The organism is Marinobacter halodurans, assembly GCF_004327985.1.
GTDB lineage: Bacteria > Pseudomonadota > Gammaproteobacteria > Pseudomonadales > Oleiphilaceae > Marinobacter_A > Marinobacter_A halodurans.
In genome coordinates this window covers 207,261-233,050 of sequence record NZ_SJDL01000001.1, presented here as the reverse complement: position 1 = coordinate 233,050, position 25,790 = coordinate 207,261, and the positions used below count along the sequence as shown (strand labels likewise).

At 61.4% G+C, this 25,790-nt stretch carries 19 protein-coding genes and 1 tRNA gene; 13 read left to right on the top strand and 7 right to left on the bottom strand.

Annotated features, from left to right (window positions below):
- Positions 1–374 precede the first annotated feature (374 nt).
- Positions 375–1,382 carry an AraC family transcriptional regulator gene (locus EZI54_RS01050; RefSeq protein ID WP_242674302.1) on the top strand — a complete coding sequence of 336 codons (1,008 nt, stop codon included), beginning with the start codon at positions 375–377 and terminating at the stop codon, positions 1,380–1,382.
- A gap of 127 nt (positions 1,383–1,509) precedes the next feature.
- A tRNA-Asp gene (locus tag EZI54_RS01045) sits at positions 1,510–1,586 on the top strand.
- A gap of 258 nt (positions 1,587–1,844) precedes the next feature.
- Here the strand turns inward: EZI54_RS01045 and EZI54_RS01040 are convergent.
- Positions 1,845–2,888, bottom strand: a complete 1,044-nt coding sequence (locus tag EZI54_RS01040) for an AraC family transcriptional regulator (protein WP_131478137.1) — start codon at positions 2,886–2,888, stop codon at positions 1,845–1,847.
- A 141-nt stretch (positions 2,889–3,029) separates the two neighbouring features.
- On the opposite strand from EZI54_RS01040, the gene EZI54_RS01035 reads away from it, so the two are divergent.
- Entirely contained in the window at positions 3,030–5,102 is a 2,073-nt protein-coding gene (locus EZI54_RS01035; RefSeq protein ID WP_131478135.1) for an NADPH-dependent 2,4-dienoyl-CoA reductase, read from the top strand.
- 13 nt (positions 5,103–5,115) lie between these two features.
- Here EZI54_RS01035 and EZI54_RS01030 read toward each other — a convergent pair whose 3' ends face one another.
- The 5 genes from EZI54_RS01030 to EZI54_RS01010 form a co-directional block, all read right to left on the bottom strand.
- Entirely contained in the window at positions 5,116–5,868 is a 753-nt protein-coding gene (locus EZI54_RS01030) for an ABC transporter ATP-binding protein (protein WP_131478133.1), read from the bottom strand.
- Positions 5,869–5,884: 16 nt separating this feature from the next.
- Positions 5,885–6,646: an ABC transporter ATP-binding protein gene (locus tag EZI54_RS01025; protein WP_131478131.1), complete on the bottom strand. Its 762-nt coding sequence runs from the start codon at positions 6,644–6,646 to the stop codon at positions 5,885–5,887.
- A gap of 2 nt (positions 6,647–6,648) precedes the next feature.
- Positions 6,649–7,878, bottom strand: a complete 1,230-nt coding sequence (locus tag EZI54_RS01020) for a branched-chain amino acid ABC transporter permease (protein ID WP_207389109.1) — start codon at positions 7,876–7,878, stop codon at positions 6,649–6,651.
- Positions 7,879–7,881: 3 nt separating this feature from the next.
- Positions 7,882–8,916 carry a branched-chain amino acid ABC transporter permease gene (locus EZI54_RS01015; protein ID WP_131478129.1) on the bottom strand — a complete coding sequence of 345 codons (1,035 nt, stop codon included), beginning with the start codon at positions 8,914–8,916 and terminating at the stop codon, positions 7,882–7,884.
- Positions 8,917–9,120: 204 nt separating this feature from the next.
- A complete protein-coding gene (locus EZI54_RS01010; protein WP_131478127.1) occupies positions 9,121–10,464 on the bottom strand; it encodes an ABC transporter substrate-binding protein in 1,344 nt (447 codons plus the stop codon).
- A 370-nt stretch (positions 10,465–10,834) separates the two neighbouring features.
- Between EZI54_RS01010 and EZI54_RS01005 the strand changes: the two genes are divergently transcribed.
- Positions 10,835–12,085, top strand: coding sequence for a DNA repair protein (locus EZI54_RS01005; protein ID WP_131478125.1), 1,251 nt, complete (start codon positions 10,835–10,837; stop codon positions 12,083–12,085).
- A gap of 11 nt (positions 12,086–12,096) precedes the next feature.
- Here the strand turns inward: EZI54_RS01005 and EZI54_RS01000 are convergent, their stop codons facing one another.
- Entirely contained in the window at positions 12,097–13,038 is a 942-nt protein-coding gene (locus EZI54_RS01000) for a DUF1853 family protein (protein WP_165495646.1), read from the bottom strand.
- A gap of 195 nt (positions 13,039–13,233) precedes the next feature.
- On the opposite strand from EZI54_RS01000, the gene EZI54_RS00995 reads away from it, so the two are divergent.
- From EZI54_RS00995 to EZI54_RS00955, 9 genes are all read left to right on the top strand, one after another.
- On the top strand, positions 13,234–14,118 hold the full coding sequence (locus EZI54_RS00995) for an NAD(+) kinase (protein ID WP_131478121.1): 885 nt from the start codon (positions 13,234–13,236) through the stop codon (positions 14,116–14,118).
- Positions 14,119–14,120: 2 nt separating this feature from the next.
- Positions 14,121–15,131 carry a metallophosphoesterase gene (locus EZI54_RS00990; RefSeq protein WP_131478119.1) on the top strand — a complete coding sequence of 337 codons (1,011 nt, stop codon included), beginning with the start codon at positions 14,121–14,123 and terminating at the stop codon, positions 15,129–15,131.
- A 4-nt stretch (positions 15,132–15,135) separates the two neighbouring features.
- On the top strand, positions 15,136–16,008 hold the full coding sequence (locus EZI54_RS00985) for a rhomboid family intramembrane serine protease (protein WP_131478117.1): 873 nt from the start codon (positions 15,136–15,138) through the stop codon (positions 16,006–16,008).
- A 418-nt stretch (positions 16,009–16,426) separates the two neighbouring features.
- Positions 16,427–16,687, top strand: coding sequence for a YeaC family protein (locus EZI54_RS00980; RefSeq protein WP_131478115.1), 261 nt, complete (start codon positions 16,427–16,429; stop codon positions 16,685–16,687).
- An 11-nt stretch (positions 16,688–16,698) separates the two neighbouring features.
- On the top strand, positions 16,699–17,571 hold the full coding sequence (locus EZI54_RS00975) for a DUF2797 domain-containing protein (RefSeq protein ID WP_131478113.1): 873 nt from the start codon (positions 16,699–16,701) through the stop codon (positions 17,569–17,571).
- A gap of 73 nt (positions 17,572–17,644) precedes the next feature.
- Positions 17,645–20,284 (top strand): aminopeptidase N, encoded by a 2,640-nt coding sequence (gene pepN / locus EZI54_RS00970; protein WP_131478111.1) that lies wholly within the window; start codon positions 17,645–17,647, stop codon positions 20,282–20,284.
- Positions 20,285–20,631: 347 nt separating this feature from the next.
- Entirely contained in the window at positions 20,632–22,026 is a 1,395-nt protein-coding gene (locus EZI54_RS00965) for a DUF1329 domain-containing protein (RefSeq protein ID WP_131478109.1), read from the top strand.
- Between the two features lie 105 nt (positions 22,027–22,131).
- Positions 22,132–23,274 carry a YCF48-related protein gene (locus tag EZI54_RS00960; protein WP_131478107.1) on the top strand — a complete coding sequence of 381 codons (1,143 nt, stop codon included), beginning with the start codon at positions 22,132–22,134 and terminating at the stop codon, positions 23,272–23,274.
- A 48-nt stretch (positions 23,275–23,322) separates the two neighbouring features.
- Positions 23,323–25,707 (top strand): efflux RND transporter permease subunit, encoded by a 2,385-nt coding sequence (locus EZI54_RS00955; protein ID WP_131478105.1) that lies wholly within the window; start codon positions 23,323–23,325, stop codon positions 25,705–25,707.
- Positions 25,708–25,790: the final 83 nt, after the last annotated feature.

Sequence of the window (25,790 nt, the reverse complement as noted above, 5' to 3'; positions counted from 1 at the left end):
TTCTTGTGATGATGTGGAATGTATCTATTATGAGTCATATTGGGCCATGGTGTTGCTGGTCCCCTCGGGGTGCCCGGCGACCGTTGCGGTGATAGCTGGGCGACCGGACAATAGGCTCCGGGAGCCAAGCTGCTACTGCAATGGCTCAAAATCTGGTACAACTGTCCATAGTTGATAACCCAGACGGGACGCCAGGGGGTTGGTCCAGGCCCTGAGTGCCGGTAAGTGTCGCAAACCGGCCGTAGACGGGCATTGACTCGCCAGTCAGGCAGACAGGGCGAGCTGGCCAACGCAGTAGCACTACCAAGGAGCAAACCAATAGCTCCCACAACAATAAGCGGGATCATATGCAGGAACTTCGAGACGCAGGAGTGATGTTGCGCCTGATTTATCAGGCCATGAAGCAGAAGGGTGTGGATACGGATGAAATCTTCAGGCGCCTCGGTGTTGATGAGGATTACCTGAACTCCGCCCACCTCAGGACGCCCCACAACGCGCAGCTGTTCTTCTGGCAGATCGTGGAAGAGGTGTCCGGTGATCCCGATATCGGCCTGCACCTGGGACAGGTGCTGCCAACCTACAAGGGGCAGGTCCTCGAGTACCTGTTCCTGAGTAGTCCCACCTTCGGGGAGGGCTTGCGGCGGGCGCTGAACTACCAGCGGCTGCTTTCCGATGCCGCCAACAACGAATTCTTTATCGAGGGCGACCAGGCCTGCATGGTGCTGGATGCCGCCTCGGACGAGGTCCGTCGCCTCAAGCATTTCAACGAATGCTTCGTGCAGGGGCTCATTATCTTCTTCAAGTCGATTACCGAAAATCGCTTCATGTGCTCCAGGGTCGAGTTCGAGCATGAGCGGGACGCAAACCAGGACCATGTGGCCGAGGTGCTCGGTTGCGAGGTGGTGTTCGGCGCCGAGGAGAACCGGATGTATTTCCCGGCCAGCCTGCTGGCGCACCCGTCCTCCCATGCCGAGCCGGAGCTGTTGGCGTTGCACGAGCGCTTTGCCAGCGAGCAGGTGGCGCGGCTGGAGAAGAAGGACATCGTCGGACAGGTGGAGCGGATTGTGGCCGAGTTGCTGGACAGCGGCGAAGTCACACTGGATTCCGTTGCCGAGCGTCTGGATATCAAGCCCCGTACCCTGCGTACCCGGCTGACCGAAGCGGAAACCAGCTTCAACCAGGTGCTCGCGGATTTCCGCTACCGCCTGGCGCGTCAGCTGCTGGCAACCACCGATGAGTCTATCGACGAAATCGTCTATCTCACCGGCTTTTCCGAACCGAGCACCTTCTATCGCGCCTTCAAACGTTGGTCCGGTATGACGCCGATCGAGTACCGCAAGGCGGCGCAGGGGCGTGAGGTTCATCTGGATGTGGTGGGCTAGAAAATAGCCGGCAACCAGACGGTTTCGGACACCCTGAAAGTTTTTTATGAAAAATCGTTGACATGATCGGGGGCGTCTTTATAATGCGCCCTCGTTGTCGCTACTGAACGGCGTCAACGATCTACGCGGAGCGGTAGTTCAGCTGGTTAGAATACCGGCCTGTCACGCCGGGGGTCGCGGGTTCGAGTCCCGTCCGCTCCGCCATTTTGTTTCCTTTCCCGTGTATTCCTTTCCAGCTTTTTTCGCCTTCCAGGCACACGCTGTAATCTTTTCGTCATCCATCGGTCATAGTCTCCTCTGTAGTCTGGTTATTGCCCGTTTCGATTTGATGCGGCCCAGACAAGGAGAATGTCACATGATCGAGTATGAAGAAGAGCTGTTGGACAGCTATTTTGATGATTTCGATGACGATGATGACAGCGACGACGCTGTCGAAATGTAAGCTCATCTCATCCCATTCTATCAGGGCCGTGCTGGTTGGCGGTGCTGACCCGGGCTCATCCCGAACCAGCGCCGGTAGGCCTTGTGGAAGGCCGGCGGACCTGAGAATCCCAGTAGCCAGGCAATTTCCGCAAAATTAAGCCGCGTTTCCAGCACATAGTCAGCCGCCAGGTCCCGGCGGGTCTCGTCCAGTAAGTCCTTGAAGCGGGTCTGTTCCGCATTCAACTGGCGTTGCAGTGTCCAGGGCGCCATGCCCAGCTCCGCCGCCACGTCATCCAGGGACGGCGATTGCCCTTCGAGCATCGGCGTCAGCTTCTCCCGCACCTGATCGATGACGGTCCACCCTCCGCGAATCCGTTTGAGCTGTGCGTCGCACTGTTGTTGCAGGGCGCGGTGCATGGCCGGGTGGGCTTCCCGGGATGGTGTCCGGGCGATTTCCGGTCGGATCTGGATGTGGTTTTCTGGTGCGCCGAAGGTCACCGGGCAGCCGAACCAGGCTTCGAAGGCGGCCTGTTCGCCCTGATCCGGGTATTCGATGCAGGCCTGCTCCAACACCGCGTGCTGGCCCGTCATGCGCCGCAGGAACTGCGTCCAGCCCGCCATCACCGAATCCACCACAAAGAAGTTGTAGCGGTTATACGGCCGAATGGAATAGAAGCAGGCCCGCTGGCGATCGGTTTCGTAGCGGGGATGCCCCCGGCTGTTGCGGCTGTTGAGCAGGGAGTAGCGAATGATTGTCGCCAGACCCTCGCCGGCCGTGGCCGCGCTCATTCCGGCGAGGCCCGACAGGCCGGCATCAATCGGTCGGGTCAGGGCACCCATGGTCAGGCCCAGGCTGGGCTGGCCGGTTCGCAGGATCGCGGCGTGCCCCAGCCGCATGAAGCGGGGAATGCTGATGCGGGCTTCGGGCGCCTGTAACAGTGTCTCCGAGATCCCGAACTGCTCGAAATCCGGACCGATGTCGTGACCCTGGGCGGCAACGGCGCGGGCCATGACGTGCAGGTAGAGCACGCTGATATCGCCCAGGGCATGGCGGCGACGGGATGTGTTGACGGGTGCGGTCATTTCTTGAAGTGTTGTCTGAAGATAATCAAATGTTATTTGAGGATATTGTCTGGGGCAAGGCGGGGGCTTAACTTAGAGGCCACTGAAAGCCGACCTGAACGACCTGAAAGCGTCGGCCCGTTACCCGATGAGGAGACCCCCATGACCGCGATCGAAAAGGCTTCGGGCCAGGCCCGTTACCCCAATCTGCTGGCACCGCTGGACCTGGGATTCACCACCCTGCGTAACCGGACCCTGATGGGCTCCATGCACACCGGCCTGGAGGAAAGGCCTGGCGGGTTCGAGCGCATGGCGGCGTTTTTCGCCGAGCGCGCCCGTGGCGGTGTCGGCCTGATGGTCACCGGGGGCATTGCGCCCAATCCGGAAGGTGGCGTGGGGCAGCATGCGGCCAAGATGGATACCGAGGAGGAAGCGGCGCAGCACCGTGTGGTCACGGATGCGGTTCATGAGGCGGGTGGCAAGATCTGCATGCAGATCCTCCACGCCGGGCGCTATGCCTATCATCCGGAGCTGGTGGCGCCGTCAGCTATCCAGGCGCCGATCAACCCGTTCACGCCGAAGGAGCTGGATGAGGCCGGCATCGAAAAGCAGATCGAAGACTATGCACGATGCGCGGCCCTGGCCAAGGAAGCAGGCTATGACGGCGTCGAGATCATGGGTTCGGAAGGTTACTTCATCAACCAGTTCATCGTGTCCCACACCAACCACCGGACCGACCAGTGGGGTGGCAGCTACGAGAACCGGATCCGTCTGCCCATCGAGGTGGTGCGCCGGGTGCGTGAGCGGGTAGGCGAGCGGTTCATCATTGTCTACCGCCTGTCCATGTTGGACCTGATCGAGGACGGCAGTACCTGGGACGAAGTCGTCCAACTGGCCAGGGAAATCGAAAAGGCCGGTGCCACGATCATCAATACCGGTATCGGCTGGCACGAGGCGCGGGTGCCCACGATCGCGACATCCGTTCCGCGCGCTGCCTTCACCAAAGTCACGGCGCGCCTGAAGGGCGAAGTGGGCATTCCGCTGGTGACCACCAACCGGATCAACATGCCGGACGTGGCCGAGAAGGTCCTGGCAGAAGGCGACGCGGACATGGTCTCCATGGCGCGGCCGTTCCTCGCCGATGCCGACCTGGTGCGTAAGGCCGAGGAAGACCGGGCCCAGGAGATCAACACCTGCATCGGCTGCAACCAGGCCTGCCTGGATCACACCTTCAGCGGCAAACTGACCACCTGCCTGGTCAACCCGCGTGCCTGCTACGAAACCGAACTGACTTACGTGAAGACCGCCACACCCAAGCAGATTGCGGTGGTCGGCGCCGGCCCGGCCGGCCTGGCGTTTGCCACCGTCGCCGCGGAGCGCGGCCACAAGGTGACCCTGTTCGATGCCGGCAGTGAGATTGGCGGCCAGTTCAACGTGGCCAAGCGCATTCCCGGTAAGGAAGAATTTTACGAAACCCTGCGTTACTTCCGGGTGATGCTGGACAAGCACGGCGTGGAAGTGAAACTTAATACCCGCGTAACCGTGGACGATCTGACTCGGGATGGCTTCGACGATGTGGTGCTTGCCACCGGCATCGCGCCGCGCCTGCCGGAGATCGAAGGCATCGACCATCCCAAGGTAATGGGCTACCTGGATGTGCTGCTTAAGCGCCGTGAGGTGGGGCGTCGCGTTGCCGTGATCGGCGCCGGCGGCATCGGCTTCGACGTGTCCGAATTCCTGGTGCACGAAGGCGAGTCCCCGTCACTGAATACCGAACACTTCATGCAGGAATGGGGCGTGGATCTGTCTGTGGCGCACCGCGGCGGCATCCAGGGCGTGAACCCGAAGGTTCCGGCACCGACGCGTGACGTGTTCCTGCTGCAGCGCAAGACCACCAAGGTGGGCAAGAACCTGGGCAAGACCACCGGCTGGATTCATCGGTCCGCACTCAAGATGCGCAACGTACAGATGATCCCGGGCGTCACCTACCGCAGGATCGACGATCAGGGCCTGCACATCACCGTCACGCCGAAGGGTGCGGAGCAGGGCGAGGATCATGTCCTGGACGTCGACAACATCGTCATCTGCGCCGGCCAGGACCCGTTGCGCGAACTCCAGCAGGGGCTGCTGGACGCCGGTCAGCGGGTTCACCTGATCGGCGGGGCCGACGTGGCCGCGGAGCTGGACGCCAAGCGCGCGATTAATCAGGGCAGTCGCCTGGCGGCTGAGATCTGATCGGTGCTATGCCTTAGATAGCCAGGTAAGTATGCCGCAGGTCCTCATCGTCGAGGACCTGCGCCGCTGACCCTTCGAACACTACCTGACCCATGTCGAGGATCACGGCGCGGTCGGCCAGCTCCAGGGCGGCGATCGCGTTCTGTTCCACAATGATGGTGGTGATCCCCAGCGATTTGATTTCCCGCAGGGTCCGCTCGATCTCCCGCACAATGATCGGTGCCAATCCCTCGTAGGGTTCATCCAGCAACAGCAGCTTGATGTCCCTGGCCAGGGCCCGGCCGATGGCCAGCATCTGCTGTTCGCCGCCGGACAGGGTGATCCCTTCCTGGTTGCGGCGCTCCCCCAGCCGTGGAAACAGTTCGAAAATGCGGCTGATTTCCCAGCCCGGCGATGGCGCCAGTTGGGCCAGCTTCAGGTTTTCCTCCACCGTCAGTCCGGGAATGATACGGCGGTCCTCGGGCACCAGCGCCAGACCGCTGCGGGCCGCCTGCCAGGCTTTCATGGTGTGCAGGGGCTGGTGGTCCAGCCAGATCTCACCGTGGGTCAGGTGCGGCGAATCCACCCGGGCAATGGCGCGCAGGGTGGAGGTCTTGCCGGCGCCATTGCGGCCCAGCAGGGCGAGAATTTCGCCTTCATGGATATTCAGTGACACCCCCTGGACGACGTAACTCTCACCGTAATAGGCGTGCAGGCCCCAGGCCGAGAAGTAGGCCGGTTCACTGCGTTCGGCGTGTTCGTGCTTGTGTGCGGTGTTCTCGCTCATGCAGGCGTTTCCTCGCTCAGGCGGTCTCGGTGGTGCCCAGGTAGGCTTCCTTCACCTTCGGATGGCCCTTGATGTTGTCCGGGTGGTCCTCGACGATGACATGCCCCTGGGACATCACGCTGATGCGATCGGCCAGGCTGAACACCACGGTCATGTCATGCTCGATGACGACAAAGGTAATCTCGTGGTCTTCGCTGATCGTCTTGAGCAGGTCGATGGTGTTGTTGGTATCGGCTCGCGACATGCCGGCGGTGGGCTCGTCGAGCAGCAACAGCTTGGGTTTCTGCACCAGGCACATGGCCATCTCCAGCCGCCGTTTGTTGCCGCGGGACATGGCCGAGGCCAGGTGGTGACGATCTTCCAGCAGGCCGACGCTGCCCAGGATCCGCTCCGCCTGCTCCCGGATGTCGTGCTCCCGTGACAGGGATTTGAACGGCGCCAGATGGAAGGCTCCGTCCCGGTGCGCCAGGGCGGGGATCATGACGTTCTCCAGGATGGTCAGGTCCAGGAACACTTCCGGGGTCTGGAAGACGCGGCTGATGCCGACCTGGTTGATCCGGTAGGGCGGCAGCCCCAACAGGCTGTGGTTGTTGAACATAATGGTGCCACTGTCGGGCAGCAGCTTGCCCACAAAGCAGTTCAGGAGCGTTGACTTGCCGGCGCCGTTGGGGCCGATCACCGCGTGGATGCTGTTTTCCACTACCGACAGGTTGACGTCATCCAGGGCCAGCAATCCGCCGAAGCGCTTGTTGACGCCTTTGACTTCGAGTATGGCCATGATCAGGACTCCTTCGGGCTGGCCGGGCGGGACGAGCGCTGGTCCGGCGGGGGTTTCCGGGATTGGGGTGCGTCGGCGTCATCGTCATTGTTGCGGGACCGGAACAGCCGCCCGAGCCAGCCGAGCAGACGGGTCACGCCTTCCATCAAACCGCCGGGAAGGAAAATGATCACCAGCATGAAAATCAGCCCCAGCGACATCTGCCAGCCGCTGCCCAGGAAAGGCGACACGATGGCACTGAGGAAATCCCCCACGCTGTCGGGCAGGCCCGAGAACCAGTTGCCGACGATCACATCGTTGACGCGACTGAAGATGTTCTCGAAATACTTGATGATGCAGGCCCCCAGCACCGGCCCGATCAGTGTTCCGGCGCCACCCATGATGGTCATCAGCACCACTTCGCCGGAGGCCGTCCATTGCATGCGTTCCGGACCGGCCAGGGGATCCATGCAAACCAGCAGGGCCCCGGCGAGCCCGGCATACATGCCTGAGATGACGAATACCACCAGCGCGTAGGGTCGGGTGTGGACGCCGGTGAAGTTGAGCCGGGTCTGGTTGCTCTTGATCGCTCGCAGCAGCATGCCGAACGGCGAGCGGAAGATGCGCAGCGAGATGTAGAACATCAGGATCAGGATCGCGGCGCAGACGTAGAAGCCCACGTTGAACTGCAGGTCCAGGCCCATGAAGGACAGGTAGTGGGTGTCCCCCATCTCCAGACCGAACAGCGACGGTGGCGGCAGCTGACCGGGCGCGGTCGCCGCGTCCAGGATGCGGGGATCGCCCAGATCCATTTGCAGGCCGGTTTCGCCGTTGGTGATCGGCGTCAGCACCGAGTAGGCCAGGTTGTAGCTCATCTGGGCAAAGGCCAGGGTCAGGATAGCGAAATAGATGCCGGAGCGACGCAGGGAAACATAGCCGATCAACAGCGCGAACAGGCCGGAAATCACCACGGCGAAAATGATGGCTGGAATGATATTGACGCTCAGCAGCTTGAGCATCCAGACCGCCGCATAGCTGCCCACACCCAGGAAGGCCGCGTGGCCGAACGACAGGTAACCGGTCAGGCCGAACAGCAGGTTGAAGCCGATGGCAAAGATGCCGTAAATGGCGAAGCGCTGCATCAGGTCCGGATAGCCGGCCCCGAAAGGCGCCAGGATGACGGGGGCGGCGAGCACCGCCACCGTGAACACGATCATCATGAGCCGATCTTTATTATCGGTGGTTTTCAGCATGGCTCAGGTCTCCATAATGCCTTTGCGCCCCATCAGGCCCCGCGGACGGGTCAGCAGGATCACGACGGCAACGAGGTAGATGATGACCTGATCGATCGAGAAGCCGAACAGGAACTCTTTCACCTCCGGCATGGAGGCGAAGCTCTGCAGGACGCCCAGCAGGAAGCCGGCTGCGACGGCGCCGGCCAGCGAGCCCATGCCACCGACGACGACCACTACGAAACACAGCACCAGGAAATCCATACCCATGTGGTAGTTGGGGGACAGGATGGGGGTGTACATCACGCCGGCGAGACCGGTGACCACCGCCGCCAGGCCAAACATCGCCGTAAAGCGCCGGTCGATATTGATCCCCAGCAGACCCACCGTCTCCCGGTCGGCCATGCCGGCCCGGACCACCATGCCGAAGGTGGTGAAACGCAGGAAGGCGAACACTCCGGCGATGATCACCGCCGCGAACAGGAAGTAGACCAGTCGCCAGATGGGGTAGACCACGGTATTGGCGCCCAGGCCGATCAGGGCTCCGATATCGATCGAGCCCACGAAGGCGTCGGGGGCCGGTTGTGGAATCGGATTGGCGCCGAAAATCTGCTTGATGATCTCCTGCAACACAATGGCCAGGCCGAACGTCACCAGGATCTGGTCGGCGTGGGGCCGCTTGTAGAAAAACTTGATCAGGCCCCGTTCCATGGCAATGCCGATGATCAGCATGACGGGAATGGCAAATAGGATCGACCAGAACACCGAGTAGTCGATCATGGTTTCGCCCACCTTGCCGAACCACATCACGACGTAGGGCGTGTGGACCTCCACCGGTGTGCCCCATGGGGTGGTTTCGGTGGCGGACTTGGTCACCATTTCCAATGACAGCAGCTTGTTGAGAATGACCGTGCAGAACGCGCCGATCATGAACAGGGCGCCGTGGGCAAAGTTGACGACACCCAGCGTGCCGAAAATCAGGGTCAGGCCCAAGGCGATCAGCGCATAGGCGCTGCCTTTATCGAGGCCGTTCAGGATCTGCAGAATAATGGCATCCATCGGTTCTCCCTTGTGTCCCGTCCGGGGCATTCGCGCACCTGTTGCCGGTCGCCATGCAGGCGCTCGGCCGACAAGCGAAGCACGCTGACGGGGCACGAGTCTGATAACAATCGCCCGAACGAGGCCGGGCATATCCAGATCGCATCAACGCAGGTCCACATCCGGCGACGTGGACCTGCGTCAGGGATGGCAGTACCTTCCGGGTCAGGCGCCCGGATTGCACTTGCCGAGAGAGCCTCCGGCAAACATCGGGTTGTCCGGTTCGTACATCACTTTATCGACCGGTGTGACGTTGAAGACCTCCAGCAGGTCGAACTCGGACTCGGGCTTTTCCTTACCGCGGACCACCAATACGTCCTTGAAGCACTGGTGGTCGGCAGCGCGATAGAGCGTCGGACCGTTGCCCAGACCATCGAACTTGAAGCCCTCCAGGGCTTCGGCAATGGCGCAGGGATTGAAGCTGCCGGCCCGCTGCGCCGCGTCGGCATACAGCAGCGTCTGCACGTAACAGGTATGGGCAGCCTGGGATGGCGGATGACCATACTCCTTGCCGAAGGATTTGACGAAAGCCTGGGAGCCGGCATCCTGCAGCGTCCAGTGCCAGTTGGTGGAGCCGAAGATCCCCTTGACCGCATCGCCGGCACCGCGCGCCATCAGCCGCGAGTAGAGCGGAACCACGATTTCGAACTGCTTGCCATTGACCACCTTGTCGCGCAGGCCGAACTGCACCGCGTTGGTCAGCGAGTTGACCATGTTGGCGCCGTAGTGGTTGAGGATCAGGACGTCCGCCCCGGAATTGATCACGGGCGCGATGTAGGACGAGAAGTCGGTGGCCGACAGCGGGGTACGGACCGTGCCCACCGTCTCCCAGCCGAGTTCTTCGGTGAACGCAATCATGGATTGCTCCTGGGTCCAGCCCCAGGTGTAGTCGGCGGTCAGGTGGTAGGCCTTGCGGTCGGTACCGTATTCCTTGCCCAGCACCGGCGCCAGTGCGGCGGCAGACATGTAGGCATTGAAGAAGTGGCGGAAGCCGTTGGCCTTCTTGTCCTTGCCGGTGGTGTCGTTGGAGTGGGTCAGGCCGGCCATGAAGATAACGCCGGCTTCCTGGCACAGGGACTGGACGGCAATGGCAACCCCGGAGGATGAGCCTCCGGTGATCATGATGGCGCCATCCTTTTCGATCATGGCGCGGGCCGAGGCGCGGGCGGCGTCGGACTTGGTCTGGGTGTCGCCGGTTACGTAGTCGACCTTGCGGCCGAGGATGCCCGCACCGTTCAGGGTCTTGGAGGAAAATGTATTCAGCATGCCACCGTCGCCCTCACCATTGAGGTGTTTGACGGCGAGTTTGTAGGCACGCAGTTCGTCCGCGCCCTCGTCGGCATAGGGACCGGACTGGGGCACGTTAAAGCCCAGGACGACCCGGCTGTCACCGGGTTCGTTGGTATAGGCGTTGGCGGAGCGCGTGAATATGGTGGGTGCGACGACGCCGGCCCCCAAGGCAGCGCTGCCCTTCAGGAAACTGCGGCGTTTGAACTTGTTGTCTGACATTGTGCTTCTCCCCGAATGACTCTTGTTTTCCGTCGGCCCCGGGGCTGCGCAACCGCTATCCTTCCTGTGCAGCTTCCGGGTGGCCGAACCTTTATCGATCAGGTGCACTTTAAGCTTTGGAGATGTCCAAAAATTAAGCAAATAAAGATGGGCGTAGTTACAACTAATGTCTAGTGCGCCTTCCGTGCGCCCAGGACTGGCAGGATCGGTTCCCGCCGCGCCATGAGGGCCTTCCGGCGGTGTTGAGCGGTCGACGGTTTCAAAACGTTGCAGATTTCTGCTTATTCTCCGCGGCGGGATGTCTACAATAGACGGTAAATTACAAACAACGCTGATTTCTGACGTTTTACGGCACCACCGGAGGCAAGGCATGGCGAAAACCGCCGCGGCGGACGAAGGGTATTCGGCCGTCTTTTTTATGGACGGCGCGACGGTCGCAAGGCAGATGCGGGGCTCGGAGTTTGGTGCCTTCCTCGACGGGTATGTGGGGTTGTCGGACCTGGCCGATACGGATGTCAGGGCCGTCTACCTGAACCTGGCCCCGGATCTCGGCATCCGCGGCCTGGTGTTTTTCCGCATCTATTTTGATGAAGAAGGCCGGGCGGACAGTCACTGGAACGTGCCGGTGGAAAAGCTATCCGAAATCGGGGCCAAGGGCCCGGATCTTGGTGCCGGCCCGATTCATCTGGTCTGCCGTAGCCAATGCCCGGAGCCGGGATTCTCGAATGAGCTCTGGGACCCGGACATGACCCCGGGCAGCAACCACTTTCAGTCCATCCGCCGGGCGGTGGATGAGAACCACCTGAAATTCCAGAAAAAAGCGATCGAAGCGCCGGACGAGGACATTCCGGTCCTGCAGGCGGCCGTCAAGCGTTCCTCCAGCACCACGGATACCCGGGAAGCGGCCCGCCAGCGGGTGCGGCTGGCCCGGACCATCCGCGAGCAGCGCCTGCGCATAAAAACCCTCCAGAGCGTGCATCGGGACGCCATGGCGGACATGCAGCGCGTGCATCGCCATGAGATGCAGACGTTGCGCAATGAATTGCAGGCCATGGAGGAGAAGCTGGAGCGTCAGCGCCTGGCGAACGAACAACTGAAGGTCAGGCTTTCCGAACGCAACGAACAATACCTGAACCTGCAGCAGGAACTGGGCGAGTCAGATCCAGCCAACGAAGCCCGCCAGGAAGCCAGCGATGCCGAAGTGGTCCTGCTGCGCGAACAGCTCGAACGCAAGCAGCGGGAGCTGGAACTGCGCAACGACAAGATCGTGGTGCTGGAGCAGGAGCGCTACGAGCTGGCTCACCGGGAACCGGCCGAAAACACCCTGATGGCGAAGTTGAAGTCGCAAAATGTGTTTCTGGTCGCCTATCATCCGGGGCTCGGCCATATCACGTTGCCGTACGAGGACATTCCCCGCTATTTCGAGAACGCCATGGCCTTCGTGGCCGACAAGTGCGGTTTGAACGAACCGGCCTATCGCCAATGGCTGGCCCACCATGACGATCCGCGCTGCCAGGCCGAGGTTGACGGCAAACCCTGCCATGAGCCGCTGATCCGGGTCAGCCAGCCCTCCGATTTCCATCCGGGAATCAACGACCGCTGCGAAAAGCACCAGCTCTGATCCGTCAGCGGTTAGGGCGCCTCCTCAGGCCAGTGGGCCGGGACGACGAAGGTCCTGGCTGCTTCCTCCCAACCCCTGCCATCCGGGCGGGGTGCCATGCTGGCAAACAGGCGGGGTGCGCCACCGGCCCGGATGGCGTCGAGCACCGCTCTGGTGTTGGCCTGGTCCGGCGGTGTCGGCGATTGATAGCGCCCCAGCCAGTGGGGTTTCATCAGGCAATGCCAGCTCGCCGTCGAGGCAGGGTCCAGTGTTTCGACGCGGCACCAGTCCCCTCTCTCATGCCGGGGCGGCACGCCGGCCGGTGAGGCCATGGATGTTCCGGCCGGGTAGAACAGGTAGCCGGGCATGAACAGCCGGGGCAGGGGGCTCTCCCCGATGCCTTGTTGGGCCAGGATTCGCCGGGCCGCGGGATGCCGGGTCAAACGGCACTGGTGGTGGGTCAGCCGCCGGACCTTGCGGTCGAGACGGTCTTTGGCGTTGGGGCCGAACCAATAACAGCTGCCGTCGGCCTGGGTATATCCCAGGTAGAACTTGACGGCTACTTCATGGTGTTCGATTCGCCGCTCCCGGGGGTTCTCCACGATGAAGTCCAGTTCGCCTACCGTTCGGCCGTTCTCGCGGACCGGTTCGTTCATCAGCAGGATGCGCCAGCCGAGCAGTTCCGTCAGCAGGAACTGGTAAAGCCGTTCGAAGTAGAAACCCAGCCGGGGACTGGGATGGGCGGCCAGCAGTGTCTCCAGGGGGCGTGGCTGCGCGTCCAGCCTTGCCAGACGCTGCGGTAGATCCTCGGGCAGGTAGCCGGCCAGGTCAAAATGCAGGTCGTTGTCGGACAGCTGGGGAGCGTGACACAGCCAGGCCAGGTGTCTGACCGCCGCGGTCTGCCATAAATGAGTCGACGGTGGGCCGGGAGGGGCGATGGCGGGCTCCTGTTCTTTTTTCAGAATTGCTGTCACTTTGGGTAGTATTGGCGGACCCGTGTTCACTGAACGCGCCCGGCGACTTCCGGCAAAGGCGTCAATCGCCGTGAGTGGCTCCCGGGAATCCGCACGCTCGGCTGTGCAGACTCCCAGCCGGGGCTACGGCAAAACGGTCCGGTCACTATAACCCGAGTGACCCACACGCATCACTGGGCTGGCACAGGATAACGAATGGAGCAATTCAGAAATATTGGTGTGATTGGGCGGATGAACAGCGTCAAGGTGGTGGAAACCCTGCGCCACCTGAAGACCTATCTGCTCAACGAGAACTATCAGGTGATCCTGGAGTCGGAAACCGCCACCGTGCTGCCCGGTCACGGGCTGCAGGTGGCCAGCAAGAAACTGCTGGGTGAAATCTGCGATCTGGTCATCGTGGTTGGCGGCGATGGCAGCCTGCTGGGGGCCGCCCGGGAACTGGCCAAGTCCAAGATTCCGATCCTCGGTGTCAACCGCGGCCGGCTCGGGTTCCTGACCGACATCTCGCCGGACGATCTGGAAGAACGCGTGGGCCGTGTGCTGCAGGGCGAATACATCGAAGAACACCGCTTCCTGCTGGATGCCCACGTGACCCGCAGCGACAACCCGGTGGGGTTCGGAACCGCCCTGAACGACGTGGTCCTGCATCCCGGCAAATCGACCCGCATGATCGGTTTCGACCTGTATATCGACGGCCAATTTGTCTACAGCCAGCGCTCGGACGGCCTGATCGTCTCGACACCGACCGGCTCGACTGCCTATTCCCTGTCGGCGGGCGGTCCCATCATGCATCCCAAACTGGACGCGGTGGTGCTGGTGCCGATGTTCCCGCATACGCTGAGCAGCCGACCGATCGTGGTGGATGGCAAGAGCGAGATCAAACTGGTGATCGGCGAGGACAACGAAACCTATCCCCAGATGAGTTGCGACGGGCAGATGGACGTGTCCTGCGCGCCGGGCGATATCATCCGTATCACCAAGAAACCCTTCAAGATTCGCCTGATTCATCCGACGGATCACAATTTCTACGCCACGTGCCGGGAGAAACTCGGTTGGGCCAGTAACATCGCAGCGAGTTAACTATGTCTGTAAAGCGGTCAGGCAGCCGGGGCTATGACATCATCGGCGATATCCATGGGTGCGCGCACACCCTCCAGGCATTGCTGGAGCAGATGGGGTATCGCAAGCTCAACGGGGTCTATGAACACAAGCGCCGCCAGGCGATTTTCATCGGCGACATCATCGACCGGGGACCGCGCATCCGCGAGTCGCTGCACATGGTGCGGGACATGGTCGAACGTGGCTCCGCGCAGATCACCATGGGAAACCATGAATACAATGCGTTGGGCTACTGCACCCGGGCCCGTCCCGGCAGTGATCATAAATTCCTGCGGGAACACAACCCCCGGCACGATCGCCTGATCCGCGAGACCCTGGAGCAGTTCGAGCATTATCCCCACGAGTGGAACGAGTTCCTGGAATGGTTCTACACGCTGCCCCTGTTCCTGGAAGTGGCGCATTTCCGGGTCGTGCACGCCTGCTGGGACAGCCGGCTGATCGAGCAGTTCAAGAAAGTCCAGGGCGGCAACCTGATCGACGAGGATTTCCTCCATGCCTCGTCGGTGCTGGACTCCTTCGCCGGACGGGTCATGGACCGCCTGCTGCGGGGCACCGACCTGCGCCTGCCCGACGGGCTGCACATCGAAGGCAAGGACGGATTTGTGCGTCGTTTCTTCCGCACCAAGTTCTGGGCGGAGAATCCCCAGACCTACAACGATGTGGTGTTCCAGCCGGACCCGCTGCCGGAGGACATTGCCAACCGGCCACTGTCCGAGTCCGAGAAGAAAAAGATCCTCGCCTATCCGCCCTCGGAGCCGCCGGTCTTCGTCGGGCACTACTGGCGGGAAGGGCGGCCGGCACCGCTCAAGCCCAACGTCGCCTGCATCGACTACAGCGCGGTGAAATACGGTCGCCTGGTGGCCTATCGGATGGACGACGAGCGGCAACTTTCCGCGGACAAATTTGTCTGGGTTAACGTGCCGCGGCCGGAACTGCCGCGCGATTCGCAAACCGAAGACAGTCTTACGAGGTAACCCTTTGTACCGAGTCAAACAACTGCCGGCCGAGACGGACCTGGCCGACTTCAGCCAGTGGCTGCGCCAGCAGGGCGTGGAACACCGGATTTCCGAGGAGGGTGGCCAGCAGGTTCTCTGGCTGGCCCATCAGGAACACGCCGAACCGGTACTGGCTGCGCTTGAGCAGTTCCTGTCCCGGCCCGAAGTGCGACGGGCCATCCATGAAACCAACCACTCCCCGGTCTTCGTCAATGGCCGCTGGCAGCCATCGCCCAGGCATGCGCCGATGGTGTTGGCGATCATTGGGTTGGCTGCGCTGGTGTCCTGGTTTACCGGGCTGGGGCGCGATCCATCGTCGGCCGCCTTGATGTTTGTCGATCCGACCCGGTTTGTCTTTGACACCCTGGCGCAGCGGCTCGATGCGTTGACGGCAAGCCTCTCCCAGGGGCAGATCTGGCGTTTGCTGACGCCGGACCTGCTGCATTTCAGTTGGTCGCACATCATCTTCAACGCGGTGATGATGTGGTTCCTCGGCAGTCAGGTGGAATGGTTTGATGGAAAACGGCGCCTGGGCATCCTGGTGGTGGTCGTCAGCCTGCTGTCGAACACCCTCCAGTTCCTGGTTTCCGGTCCCCTGTTCGGCGGGCTGTCGGGGGTGGTCTACGGCATCCTCGGCTATTGCTGGCTCAGCCAGCAGCGCCGACCCCGGTTCCAGTTCCCGCCGGCCCTGATCGTGGTCTCACTGGTGTGGATCCTGATTGGCTTTACACCGCTGACGCGGATCCTCGGACTCGGATCGATGGCGAATGAGGCGCATCTCGGTGGCCTGGTGGCCGGGCTGATCATGGCCGTGCTGATGCCTCCGCCACGCAAACAGGATACCCAGGGCGCCTGAAGTCTCCCTCAAATGTAGGGACAGATGGTATCTACGGCAACGCGGGGATACCGGCACGTTTAACCCCCTTCGGCGTATCGGCTACACGCCCACGAACGTTTTATAAGACATAAAAAAGCCCCGCCAAACGGCGGGGCATAAAATGAGCCTGTTAAGCTCCTGATGAGAGAGACCAAATGAAACGACCGTTCCCACTTGGTACGGTTCAAATAGTAATTATTATCATTTGCGCTTGTCAAAGATTTTCGTCGACTTTTTTGAAAAAAGTTTGTTCCACACCAGAGATCATCGTGGCGATAGCCTGTTTCCCGGGGTGGACGCCCCGTAGACAATGGTCGCTATGTTAAGCTGACGTGATCGGTCGAAGGCTGCGTTGTCGTAAACTGCGCAGTCCGGGCCTGCGATTCAAGGGGAGAGGATGACTTACGAAGAACTGATCAAACGACTGGATCCCACGGTCTACAGGAGCCTGCGCCGTGCCGTGGAGTTGGGCAAGTGGCCGGACGGTCGCCCAGTCTCCGAAGAGCAGCGCCAGATCTGCATGGAGGCTGTGATCCATTACGAGAATGAGCACCATATCCCCGAAAAAGAGCGGGTGGGCTACATTGACCGCGAGCGCAAGGAGCTGCAGGATTCGACGCCTGTGGGCGATACCACACCCATCCGCATCCTGAATTGAGGGTGTCGCAGATGACGTCCGCAGTCGTTGATGTAAAGGGGCCGCTACGCAAGATGCCGGTCGAGCCCGGCTCACCAGTGCATTACCGGATGAAGGTCGGCGAGACGCTGGTGCCGTTGAATGACCTGATCGGCCGGGATATCCAGATTGATTTCGACGGGGAGATCCGCTGTATCCATTGCGATCGCCTGACGAAGAAGAGCTTCAACCAGGGGTTCTGTTACCCCTGTTTCCGGAAACTGGCCGCTTGCGACAGCTGCATCGTCAGCCCGGAAAAATGCCATTATCATGAAGGAACCTGTCGCGAGCCGGAATGGGGCGAGACCCATTGCATGGTGCCCCACGTGGTGTACCTGGCCAATTCCTCGGGCCTGAAGGTGGGGATTACCCGCAAGTCACAGGTGCCGACCCGCTGGATCGACCAGGGTGCCATTGCCGCCATTCCCATGCTGGAGGTGGCCACGCGCCAGTTGTCGGGCCTGGTGGAGGTGATCTGCAAGGACTACGTGGCCGACCGCACCAATTGGCGGGCCATGCTCAAGGGCGATGTGCCACCGCTCGACCTGGTGGAAGAGCGGGCGCGCATGCTGGAGACCATCGAGGCGTCGCTGGACCGGCTGCGCGATGAGCATGGCCAGGAAGCGATACGTCCGGTGTCGGACGACACCACGGATCTCGCCTATCCGGTCGAGGTCTGGCCAACCCGCATCCGGACCCACAACCTGGATAAAACACCCTCGGTTGCCGGGCGTCTGGAGGGCATAAAAGGTCAGTACCTCATCCTCGACAGCGGCGTGATCAACATTCGTAAATTCACGGCGTACAGTGTGCGTCTGCAGGTGTTCGGCGAGAAGCCGCAGACCTCGGACCTGTTTTCAAACTGAAGTGTCGGGCCCCGCAAGAGCCGGGGCGCCGGATCCCGGCCGGGACCGGGATCGCCAAACCGGAGAAAGTACCATGCGAACCAGTCAGCCACGGACCATTTACCTGAAGGACTACAAGGTGCCGCCGTATCTGGTGGACCATGTCGACCTGCGTTTCGAGCTGTTCGAGGAAGGGACCCGTGTTTACAACTCGATGGAGATCCGGCGCAATCCCGATGCGGATCCCGGGCAGCCGCTGGAGTTGGACGGGGAAGGGCTTGAGCTGGAAGGCCTGACCGTCAACGGGCTGCCCCTGGCGCCGTCGGATTTCGAGGTGACTTCAGGCGGCCTGCGCATCGAGAAGGTCTCCGATGCCTTCACCCTGGGCGTGGTGACCTGGATACTGCCGCAGGATAACACCCGGCTGGAAGGGCTCTACAAATCCTCCGGCATGTTCTGCACCCAGTGTGAGGCGGAAGGCTTCCGGTGGATTACCTATTTCCCGGATCGCCCGGACATCATGGCCCGGTTCCGGACCCGGGTCGAAGCGGATAAGGCGCGTTACCCGATCCTGCTGTCCAACGGCAACGATGTGGACCGCGGGGACCTTGAGGACGGTCGCCATTTCGTGACCTGGGAGGATCCGTTCCCCAAACCCTGCTACCTGTTTGCCCTCGTGGCGGGTGACCTGGTCGAAAAGCGCGATCGTTTCAAGACCCAGTCCGGCCGCGACATCGACCTGCGCATGTACGTCGAGCCCCGCAACGCGGCCAAGTGCGACCATGCCCTGGATTCGCTCAAGCGCGCCATGCGTTGGGATGAGCAGATCTATGGCCGGGAGTACGACCTGGATATCTTCATGATCGTTGCCGTGGACGATTTCAATATGGGCGCCATGGAGAACAAGGGGCTGAACATCTTCAACTCCTCCTGCGTCCTCGCCAGTGCGGACACGGCAACGGATGCGGCGTTCCAGCGCATCGAGGCCATCGTCGCGCACGAGTACTTCCACAACTGGTCCGGTAACCGGGTGACCTGCCGGGACTGGTTCCAGTTGAGCCTCAAGGAAGGCTTCACCGTGTTCCGGGATTCCCAGTTCTCGTCGGATATGGGCTCGCCCACGGTCAAACGGATCGAGGACGCCACGCTGCTGCGCACGGCACAGTTTGCCGAGGACTCCGGCCCCATGGCGCATCCAGTGCGGCCGGACTCCTACATCGAGATTTCCAACTTCTACACGCTGACCGTGTATGAAAAGGGCGCCGAAGTGGTGCGCATGATCCACACGCTGCTGGGTGAAGCCGATTTCCGCAAGGGCAGCGACCTCTACTTCGAGCGCCATGACGGCCAGGCGGTGACCACCGACGACTTCGTCAAGGCGATGGAAGACGCCAGCGGACGCGACCTCAGCCAGTTCCGGCTGTGGTACCAGCAGGCGGGGACGCCCGTGGTGGACGTGACCGATCATTACGACGAGCAGGCCCGCACCTATACGCTGACGCTGAGCCAGCATGTTCCGCCGACACCGGGACAATCGGAGAAGCAACCGCAGCATATCCCGTTTGCGGTTGGCCTGATCGGTGAACGCGGCGCCGACCTCCCGCTGAAGCTCGAAGCCGGGGCGTCCGATGCGCCCAGGAACCGGGTGCTCGAACTGACCGGGGCGGAGCAGACGTTCGTCTTCCACGACGTCGCCGAACGCCCGGTTCCCTCGCTGCTGCGGGGCTTCTCGGCGCCGGTGAAGGTGCGTTACCCCTGGAGCCGCGACCAGTTGCTGTTCCTGATGAGTCACGACAGTGACGGCTTCAACCGCTGGGATGCCGGACAGCGGCTGGCGGTGGACGTGATCCAGTCGATGCTGGGCCAGCCCCAGGAGCAGACCGTGGATCCGCGGCTGGTAACGGCTTTCCGGCAGCTGCTCTCCGATACGGACCTGGACCTGGCTTTGGTGGCCAAGATGCTGCACCTGCCCAGCGAGGCCTATCTGATCGAGTTGTCGGATGTGGCGGATGTCCAGGCCATCCATAGTGCCCGGACCCGCGTGCTCAACCAACTGGCCCTGGAGCTACAGGACGAGCTGCTGGCCTGCTACCTGCGCAACCGCGAGGACGGCGACTATGAACCGACGCCGGAAGCGATTGCCCGCCGCTCCCTGAAGAACACCGCCCTGGGCTGGCTGCTGCACATCAACGAAGAGGAAGCGCGGCTGATGGCGCTGAAGCAGTTCGAGTCCGCCACCAACATGACGGACCAGGCCGGCGCGTTACGCTCACTGGTGAATTCCGACTTCGAGGCGGATCGCAGCAAGGCGCTGGATGCTTTCTACGAACGCTTCAGTGACGATCCGCAGGTGGTTGAACAATGGTTCTCCATCCAGGCCGGCAGCCCGCGGGCCGGGACGCTACCGGCGGTGGAGGCTCTTCTCGAACACCCGGCGTTCGACTGGAAGAACCCGAACAAGATCCGCTCGGTGATCGGGGCGTTTGCCGGTCAGAACCTGGCCAACTTCCACGCCGAGGACTGTTCCGGTTATCGCTTCCTGGCCAGGCACATCCTGGCGCTGGACAGCACCAACCCGCAGATTGCGGCGCGACTGGTGGCCCCGTTGACCCGCTGGCGCAACTACGGCGAGGTCTATCGCGAGGGCATGCGGGCGGCCCTGGAGCAGATCCAGGCCAGGCCCGACCTGTCCAAGGACGTCTACGAGGTGGTCCACAAGTCCCTTAAGGGCTGATCGCCTCCCATCATGTCACGCCCCGGTGCTTCCCGGCCCCGGGGCGTTTTTGTTTGCGGCCTGCCCCGTCCCCTCGCCATTCAACCCCCGCCACGGCCCGGCTCAACGTTGCACATCGCTACAAAATCGCACTTTCGGTTGATGGATTTTGACTTGAGATCGGCTAACCTTCGATTCTTGCAGGTGGATCCTTGTGCGAGGGATATCCGCCCTGTGGCGGCCCTGGTTGCCACAGTCAAAGAACAAGATGCCAGGGTCAATGGCACTGCCGGTCCGGGTTGATCCGGCCGGAAATACTATAAAAAACAGAAGCCTTTCGGCTTTTAGACACGTGAAAGGTCCGAACAATGATCCATAACAAGAAATGGCTGTTGGGTAGTGTGCTTGCTCTTTCCATGATGTCCGGCCAGGCGAGTGCCGCGGTTTCCGCTGCCGAAGCTGCGCGTCTGGGGCAGGATCTGACACCGTTTGGCTCTCCGGTGGCCGGCAATGCCTCCGGCACGATTCCGGCGTGGACCGGCGGCATCACCAAGCCGCCTGCGGGCTCCGGCTACAAGGAAAGCGGTGATTTCCATCCGGATCCGTTCCCGGATGACAAGGTTCTGTTCACTATTAATGCCAAGAATCTCGACGAGTATCGCGATCATCTGAGCGATGGCATCATCGCCATGATCGAAACCTACCCCACCACCTTCCGTATCCCGGTTTACCGGACCCACCGCAGCCACGCGATACCGGACTGGGTGGCGAAGAACACGAAAGACAACGCCATATCCGCGACCATCGTGGGTGAGGGCGCCGGCATCAAGGGCGCCTACGGCGGCTATCCGTTCCCGATCCTGAGCGGCGACAACGAGCAGAAGGCCTATCAGGTGATGTGGAACCACCTGACCCGCTGGCGGGGTATCAGTGTGACGCGCCGCTCCAACGAAGTGGCGGTCCAGCAGAACGGCGATTACACGCTGATCCGGTCCCAGCAGGAAGCCTTCTTCAACTTCGACAACCCCGAAGGCGACGAGTCCACGCTGGACAACATCCTGTTCTACTACCTGTCGTTCACCGAGTCTCCGCCCCGTCTGGCCGGCGGTGCCATCCTGGTTCATGAGACCCTGAACCAGATCAAGAATCCGCGTAACGGCTGGGGTTATAACGCCGGCCAGCGCCGTGTACGCCGCGCCCCGAACCTGGGTTACGACTCGCCGATCGCCGCTGCGGATAACCTGCGTACCGCGGACGATACCGACATCTTCAACGGCGCCCTGGATCGCTACAACTGGACCTACGAGGGCAAGCGCGAGATCTATGTGCCCTACAACAACTACAGGATCGCGCAGAAAGGCCTGCCCTACAGCGAGATCCTGGGTGTCTCCCACATCAATCCGGATCTGACCCGCTGGGAACTGCATCGCGTTCACGTGGTTTTGGCGACGCTGAAGAAGGGGCAGCGCCACATCTACTCCAAACGCCGTTTCTACGTGGACGAGGACAGCTGGAACACCCTGCTGGTGGATCAGTACGACAGTCGCGACCAGCTGTGGCGCGTCAGCATGGCCATCGTCAAGAACTTCTACGAGCTGCCGGGCGTCTGGTCGACCCTGGAGGTCTTCAATGACCTGCAGGCGCGTCGCTACAACGTTCAGGGCCTGGATACCGAAGAGCCGAATACGCGGGTCTTCACGGACGATGTTCCCAACAAGCGTTACTTCTCGCCAGCGTCCCTGCGTCGTCGCAGCGTGCGCTGATCGGGAGAGACCGGGCAGGAGCCGGAGTCCCGGCGACTGCCCGTTGCCGGATCGCATCCGGACGGCACGACAGACACTAAACAACTCAGAATAAAGGCAATCTGAATGGCTACACCTTTCAAGCGCAAGGCATTTGCAGCGTTGCTGGGGCTGTCACTGGCACTGGCCAGCCCCTGGGCGGCGGCAGTCAGTGATGTTCTTGAGACGCCTGCCAGGCCGACGTCGCTGGCCGACGAAAGCCTGCTGACCGACAGCACCTATGCGGGAGATCGCATGGTGGCCGTGGGTGAGCGTGGGCACATCATCTACTCCGATGACCAGGGCCAGACCTGGCAACAGGGTAAGGTTCCGGTGGCCACGACCCTCACGGGCGTCAGCTTCCCGACGCCGAAGCAGGGCTGGGCGGTCGGTCACGGAGCGGTGATCCTGCACAGCAGCGACGGCGGCGAGACCTGGGAGAAACAGCTCGACGGCACCAAGGCGGCGGATCTGGTCATCGCCACGATGAAAGAACAAATTGCCGAGCTGGAACAGAAGGTGGAGGACGCACCGGATGACCAGAAGGAAGACCTGCAGTGGACCCTGGAGGGCATGCAGTTCAGCCTCGAGGACGCCCAGGCCGACAAGGAAGTGGGGCCGTGGAAACCGCTGCTGGATGTCTGGTTTGCCAATGACCGGACCGGCTTTGCGGTGGGCTCCTACGGTTTCCTCTTCCGCACCGATGACGGTGGCCAGACCTGGCGTGACTGGTCGGCCCACGTGCCGAATCCGGATCGCTTTCACCTCAATGGCATTGCCGAAATCACCGGCGGCGCCCTGGTGATCGTCGGCGAAGCCGGCACGATTTTCCTGTCCACCGACCGCGGCGATACCTGGCAGCGGGTGGAGAGTCCCTATACCGGTTCCTTCTTTGGGGTTATGGGCACCGGTGACGTCAATGAAATCCTTGCTTTTGGACTGCGTGGCCACGTTTTCATGTCGACCGACCTGGGCCGCAGCTGGACCACCGTACCCAACGATTCGCCGAACACGCTGAACAGCGGCGCGGTGGCCGAAGATGGCCGCATCACGCTGGTTGGCAACGGCGGCACGGTGTTGGTGAGTTCCAACAACGCAGAGAGTTTCCGGACCTACTTCAGGTCTGATCGTCAGGGCGTGATGTCCGTACTGCCGGTCTCTGACGAGGAGCTGGTGCTGTTCGGTGAGGGTGGCGTCAAGCACACCGACATCAACGGCAGGAATCCCTGATCCGCCATCTCCTATAAGCACGACAAGAATTCTGAAGAGGGTCATTGAATGTCCAACCCCAAACACGACAAAGGCGAGCATTACTTCACGTCGCCCAAGGCGGAGCCGTTCCTGGAACGCCTGATCTTCAACAACCGGGCGATCATCCTGTTTGCCTTCCTGTTGCTGACGCTTTTCCTGGGCTACAACGCCATCAAGATCCAGCCGGATGCCAGTTTCGAGCGGATGATCCCGCTGGAGCATCCCTACATCGTCAACATGATGGAGCACCGGGACGACCTGGAGAACCTGGGCAACTTCGTCCGTATCGCCGTGGAAGCGAAAGATGGTGATATCTTCACCAAGGACTACATGGACACGCTCAAGCAGATCACCGACGAGGTGTTCTTCCTGCCTGGCGTGGACCGTTCCGGCCTGAAGTCCCTGTGGACGCCCAACGTGCGCTGGGTCGAGGTCACCGAGCAGGGCTTCCAGGGTGGTACCGTCATTCCGGAAAGCTATGACGGCTCCCGCGAGAGCCTGGAGCAGCTGCGCCAGAATATCCTGCGTTCCAGCGAAGTCGGGCGCCTGGTGTCCGATAACTTCAAGTCCACCATCGTTTATGCCCCGCTGTACGAGAAGAACCCGGAAACCGGCGAGGCGCTGGATTACGCGGCGTTCTCCAGGCAACTGGAAGAGAAGGTCCGCCAGAAGTACGAAAAGCAGAACCCGAACATCGACATCCACATCGTCGGCTTTGCCAAGAAGGTGGGGGACCTGATCGAGGGTATCGGCTCCATTGCCTGGTTTGCCGGTATTACCATCGTGCTGACCACGTTGCTGCTGTTCTGGTATTCCCGCTGCATCGCGGGCACGCTGGTGCCTGTGTTTGCGTCGATCGTGGCGGTTTTCTGGCAGTTGGGGATCCTGCGCCTGCTGGGTTACGGCCTGGATCCGTATTCCGTACTGGTGCCGTTCCTGGTGTTTGCCATTGGCATCAGTCACGGGGTTCAGGTGGTCAACGCCATGGCCATCGAGGCGGCCAAGGGCTTCGATCCGCTGACCTCCGCACGGCTGGCGTTCCGTGCCCTCTACATTCCGGGCATGCTGGCGCTGGTATCCGACGCCTTCGGCTTCCTGACGCTGCTGTTCATCGAGGTTGATGTGATTCGCGATCTGGCGGTGGCTGCCGGCATCGGTGTGGCGATCATCATCATCACCAACCTGGTTCTGCATCCGCTGATCATGTCCTACGTGGGCATCACCAAGGGCGGTATCAACCACGTCCAGCACCATGGCCAGAAGGAAGACCGCAAGTGGCGGATCATGTCCTATTTCTCCCATCCCGGGGTGGCACCGATCTCGCTGCTGATCGCCGTGCTGGGCCTGGGCCTGGGCTTCTACTACAAGCAGGACCTGAAGGTGGGCGACCTGGATCAGGGCGCACCGGAGCTGCGGGCGGATTCCCGCTACAACCTGGACAACAAGTACATCATCGATAACTACTCCACCAGTGCGGATATCCTGGTGGTGATGGTGGAAACCCAGAAGGAGCAGTGCACCCAGTATGAGGTGCTCAGTGCCATGGATCGCCTGCAATGGGATCTCCAGAACACGCCGGGCGTGCAGTCCAGCGTGTCGCTGGCGGATGTCTCGAAGATGGTGACCAAGGCGCTCAACGAAGGGAACTGGAAGTGGTACGAGATTTCCCGCAACCAGACCATCATCAACGCGTCCATTCGCGAGGCCCCGAGCGGCCTGATCAATACCGACTGTAGCCTGACGCCGGTGCTGGTGTTCCTCGAGGACCACAAGGCCGAAACGCTGCGGACAGTCGTCCAGGAAGTCGAGCGGTTTGCCGCGGATAACAGCAACGAGGTACACAACTTCAAGCTGGCGGCTGGCAACGCGGGCGTCGAGGCGGCCACCAACGAGGTCATCTCCAAGGCCAAGAACCTGATGCTGATGTTCGTCTACGGCGTGGTCAGTTTGTTGTGCCTGCTGACGTTCCGGTCGGTCCGCGCCGTACTGTGCATCATCGTTCCCCTGGGCCTGACCTCGGTCCTGTGTGAGGCGATCATGGCGGCGACGGGGATCGGCATCAAGGTGGCGACCCTGCCGGTCATCGCGCTGGGCGTGGGTATCGGTGTCGACTACGGTATCTATATCTACACCAAGCTGGAGAAGTACCTGCTGGAGGGCAAGACCCTGCAGGAGGCCTACTACGAGACCCTGCGCTCAACCGGCAAGGCGGTTATCTTTACCGGTGTCACGCTGGGGCTGGGTGTGGTGACCTGGATCTTCTCGCCCATCAAGTTCCAGGCCGATATGGGGCTGCTGCTGTTCTTCATGTTCATCTGGAACATGGTGGGTTCCATCTGGCTGCTGCCTGCCCTAGCTCGCTTCCTGTTGCGTCCGGACAAGATGGTGGCCAAGGCGAGAAGCGCCAGATAAGCGGTTAGGCCGCTACTCAAAAAGCCCGCAATCGCGGGCTTTTTTGTTTTTGACTCATGCATTTAGCTACAAGGGTCGGCTTT

Coding starts and splice junctions, on each gene's coding strand:
- EZI54_RS01050 (WP_242674302.1), top strand. CDS start 375: ATGTTGCGCCTGATTTATCAGGCCATGAAGCAGAAGGGTGTGGATACG.
- EZI54_RS01040 (WP_131478137.1), bottom strand. CDS start 2,888: ATGACCGCACCCGTCAACACATCCCGTCGCCGCCATGCCCTGGGCGAT.
- EZI54_RS01035 (WP_131478135.1), top strand. CDS start 3,030: ATGACCGCGATCGAAAAGGCTTCGGGCCAGGCCCGTTACCCCAATCTG.
- EZI54_RS01030 (WP_131478133.1), bottom strand. CDS start 5,868: ATGAGCGAGAACACCGCACACAAGCACGAACACGCCGAACGCAGTGAA.
- EZI54_RS01025 (WP_131478131.1), bottom strand. CDS start 6,646: ATGGCCATACTCGAAGTCAAAGGCGTCAACAAGCGCTTCGGCGGATTG.
- EZI54_RS01020 (WP_207389109.1), bottom strand. CDS start 7,878: ATGCTGAAAACCACCGATAATAAAGATCGGCTCATGATGATCGTGTTC.
- EZI54_RS01015 (WP_131478129.1), bottom strand. CDS start 8,916: ATGGATGCCATTATTCTGCAGATCCTGAACGGCCTCGATAAAGGCAGC.
- EZI54_RS01010 (WP_131478127.1), bottom strand. CDS start 10,464: ATGTCAGACAACAAGTTCAAACGCCGCAGTTTCCTGAAGGGCAGCGCT.
- EZI54_RS01005 (WP_131478125.1), top strand. CDS start 10,835: ATGGCGAAAACCGCCGCGGCGGACGAAGGGTATTCGGCCGTCTTTTTT.
- EZI54_RS00995 (WP_131478121.1), top strand. CDS start 13,234: ATGGAGCAATTCAGAAATATTGGTGTGATTGGGCGGATGAACAGCGTC.
- EZI54_RS00990 (WP_131478119.1), top strand. CDS start 14,121: ATGTCTGTAAAGCGGTCAGGCAGCCGGGGCTATGACATCATCGGCGAT.
- EZI54_RS00980 (WP_131478115.1), top strand. CDS start 16,427: ATGACTTACGAAGAACTGATCAAACGACTGGATCCCACGGTCTACAGG.
- EZI54_RS00975 (WP_131478113.1), top strand. CDS start 16,699: ATGACGTCCGCAGTCGTTGATGTAAAGGGGCCGCTACGCAAGATGCCG.
- pepN (WP_131478111.1), top strand. CDS start 17,645: ATGCGAACCAGTCAGCCACGGACCATTTACCTGAAGGACTACAAGGTG.
- EZI54_RS00965 (WP_131478109.1), top strand. CDS start 20,632: ATGATCCATAACAAGAAATGGCTGTTGGGTAGTGTGCTTGCTCTTTCC.
- EZI54_RS00960 (WP_131478107.1), top strand. CDS start 22,132: ATGGCTACACCTTTCAAGCGCAAGGCATTTGCAGCGTTGCTGGGGCTG.
- EZI54_RS00955 (WP_131478105.1), top strand. CDS start 23,323: ATGTCCAACCCCAAACACGACAAAGGCGAGCATTACTTCACGTCGCCC.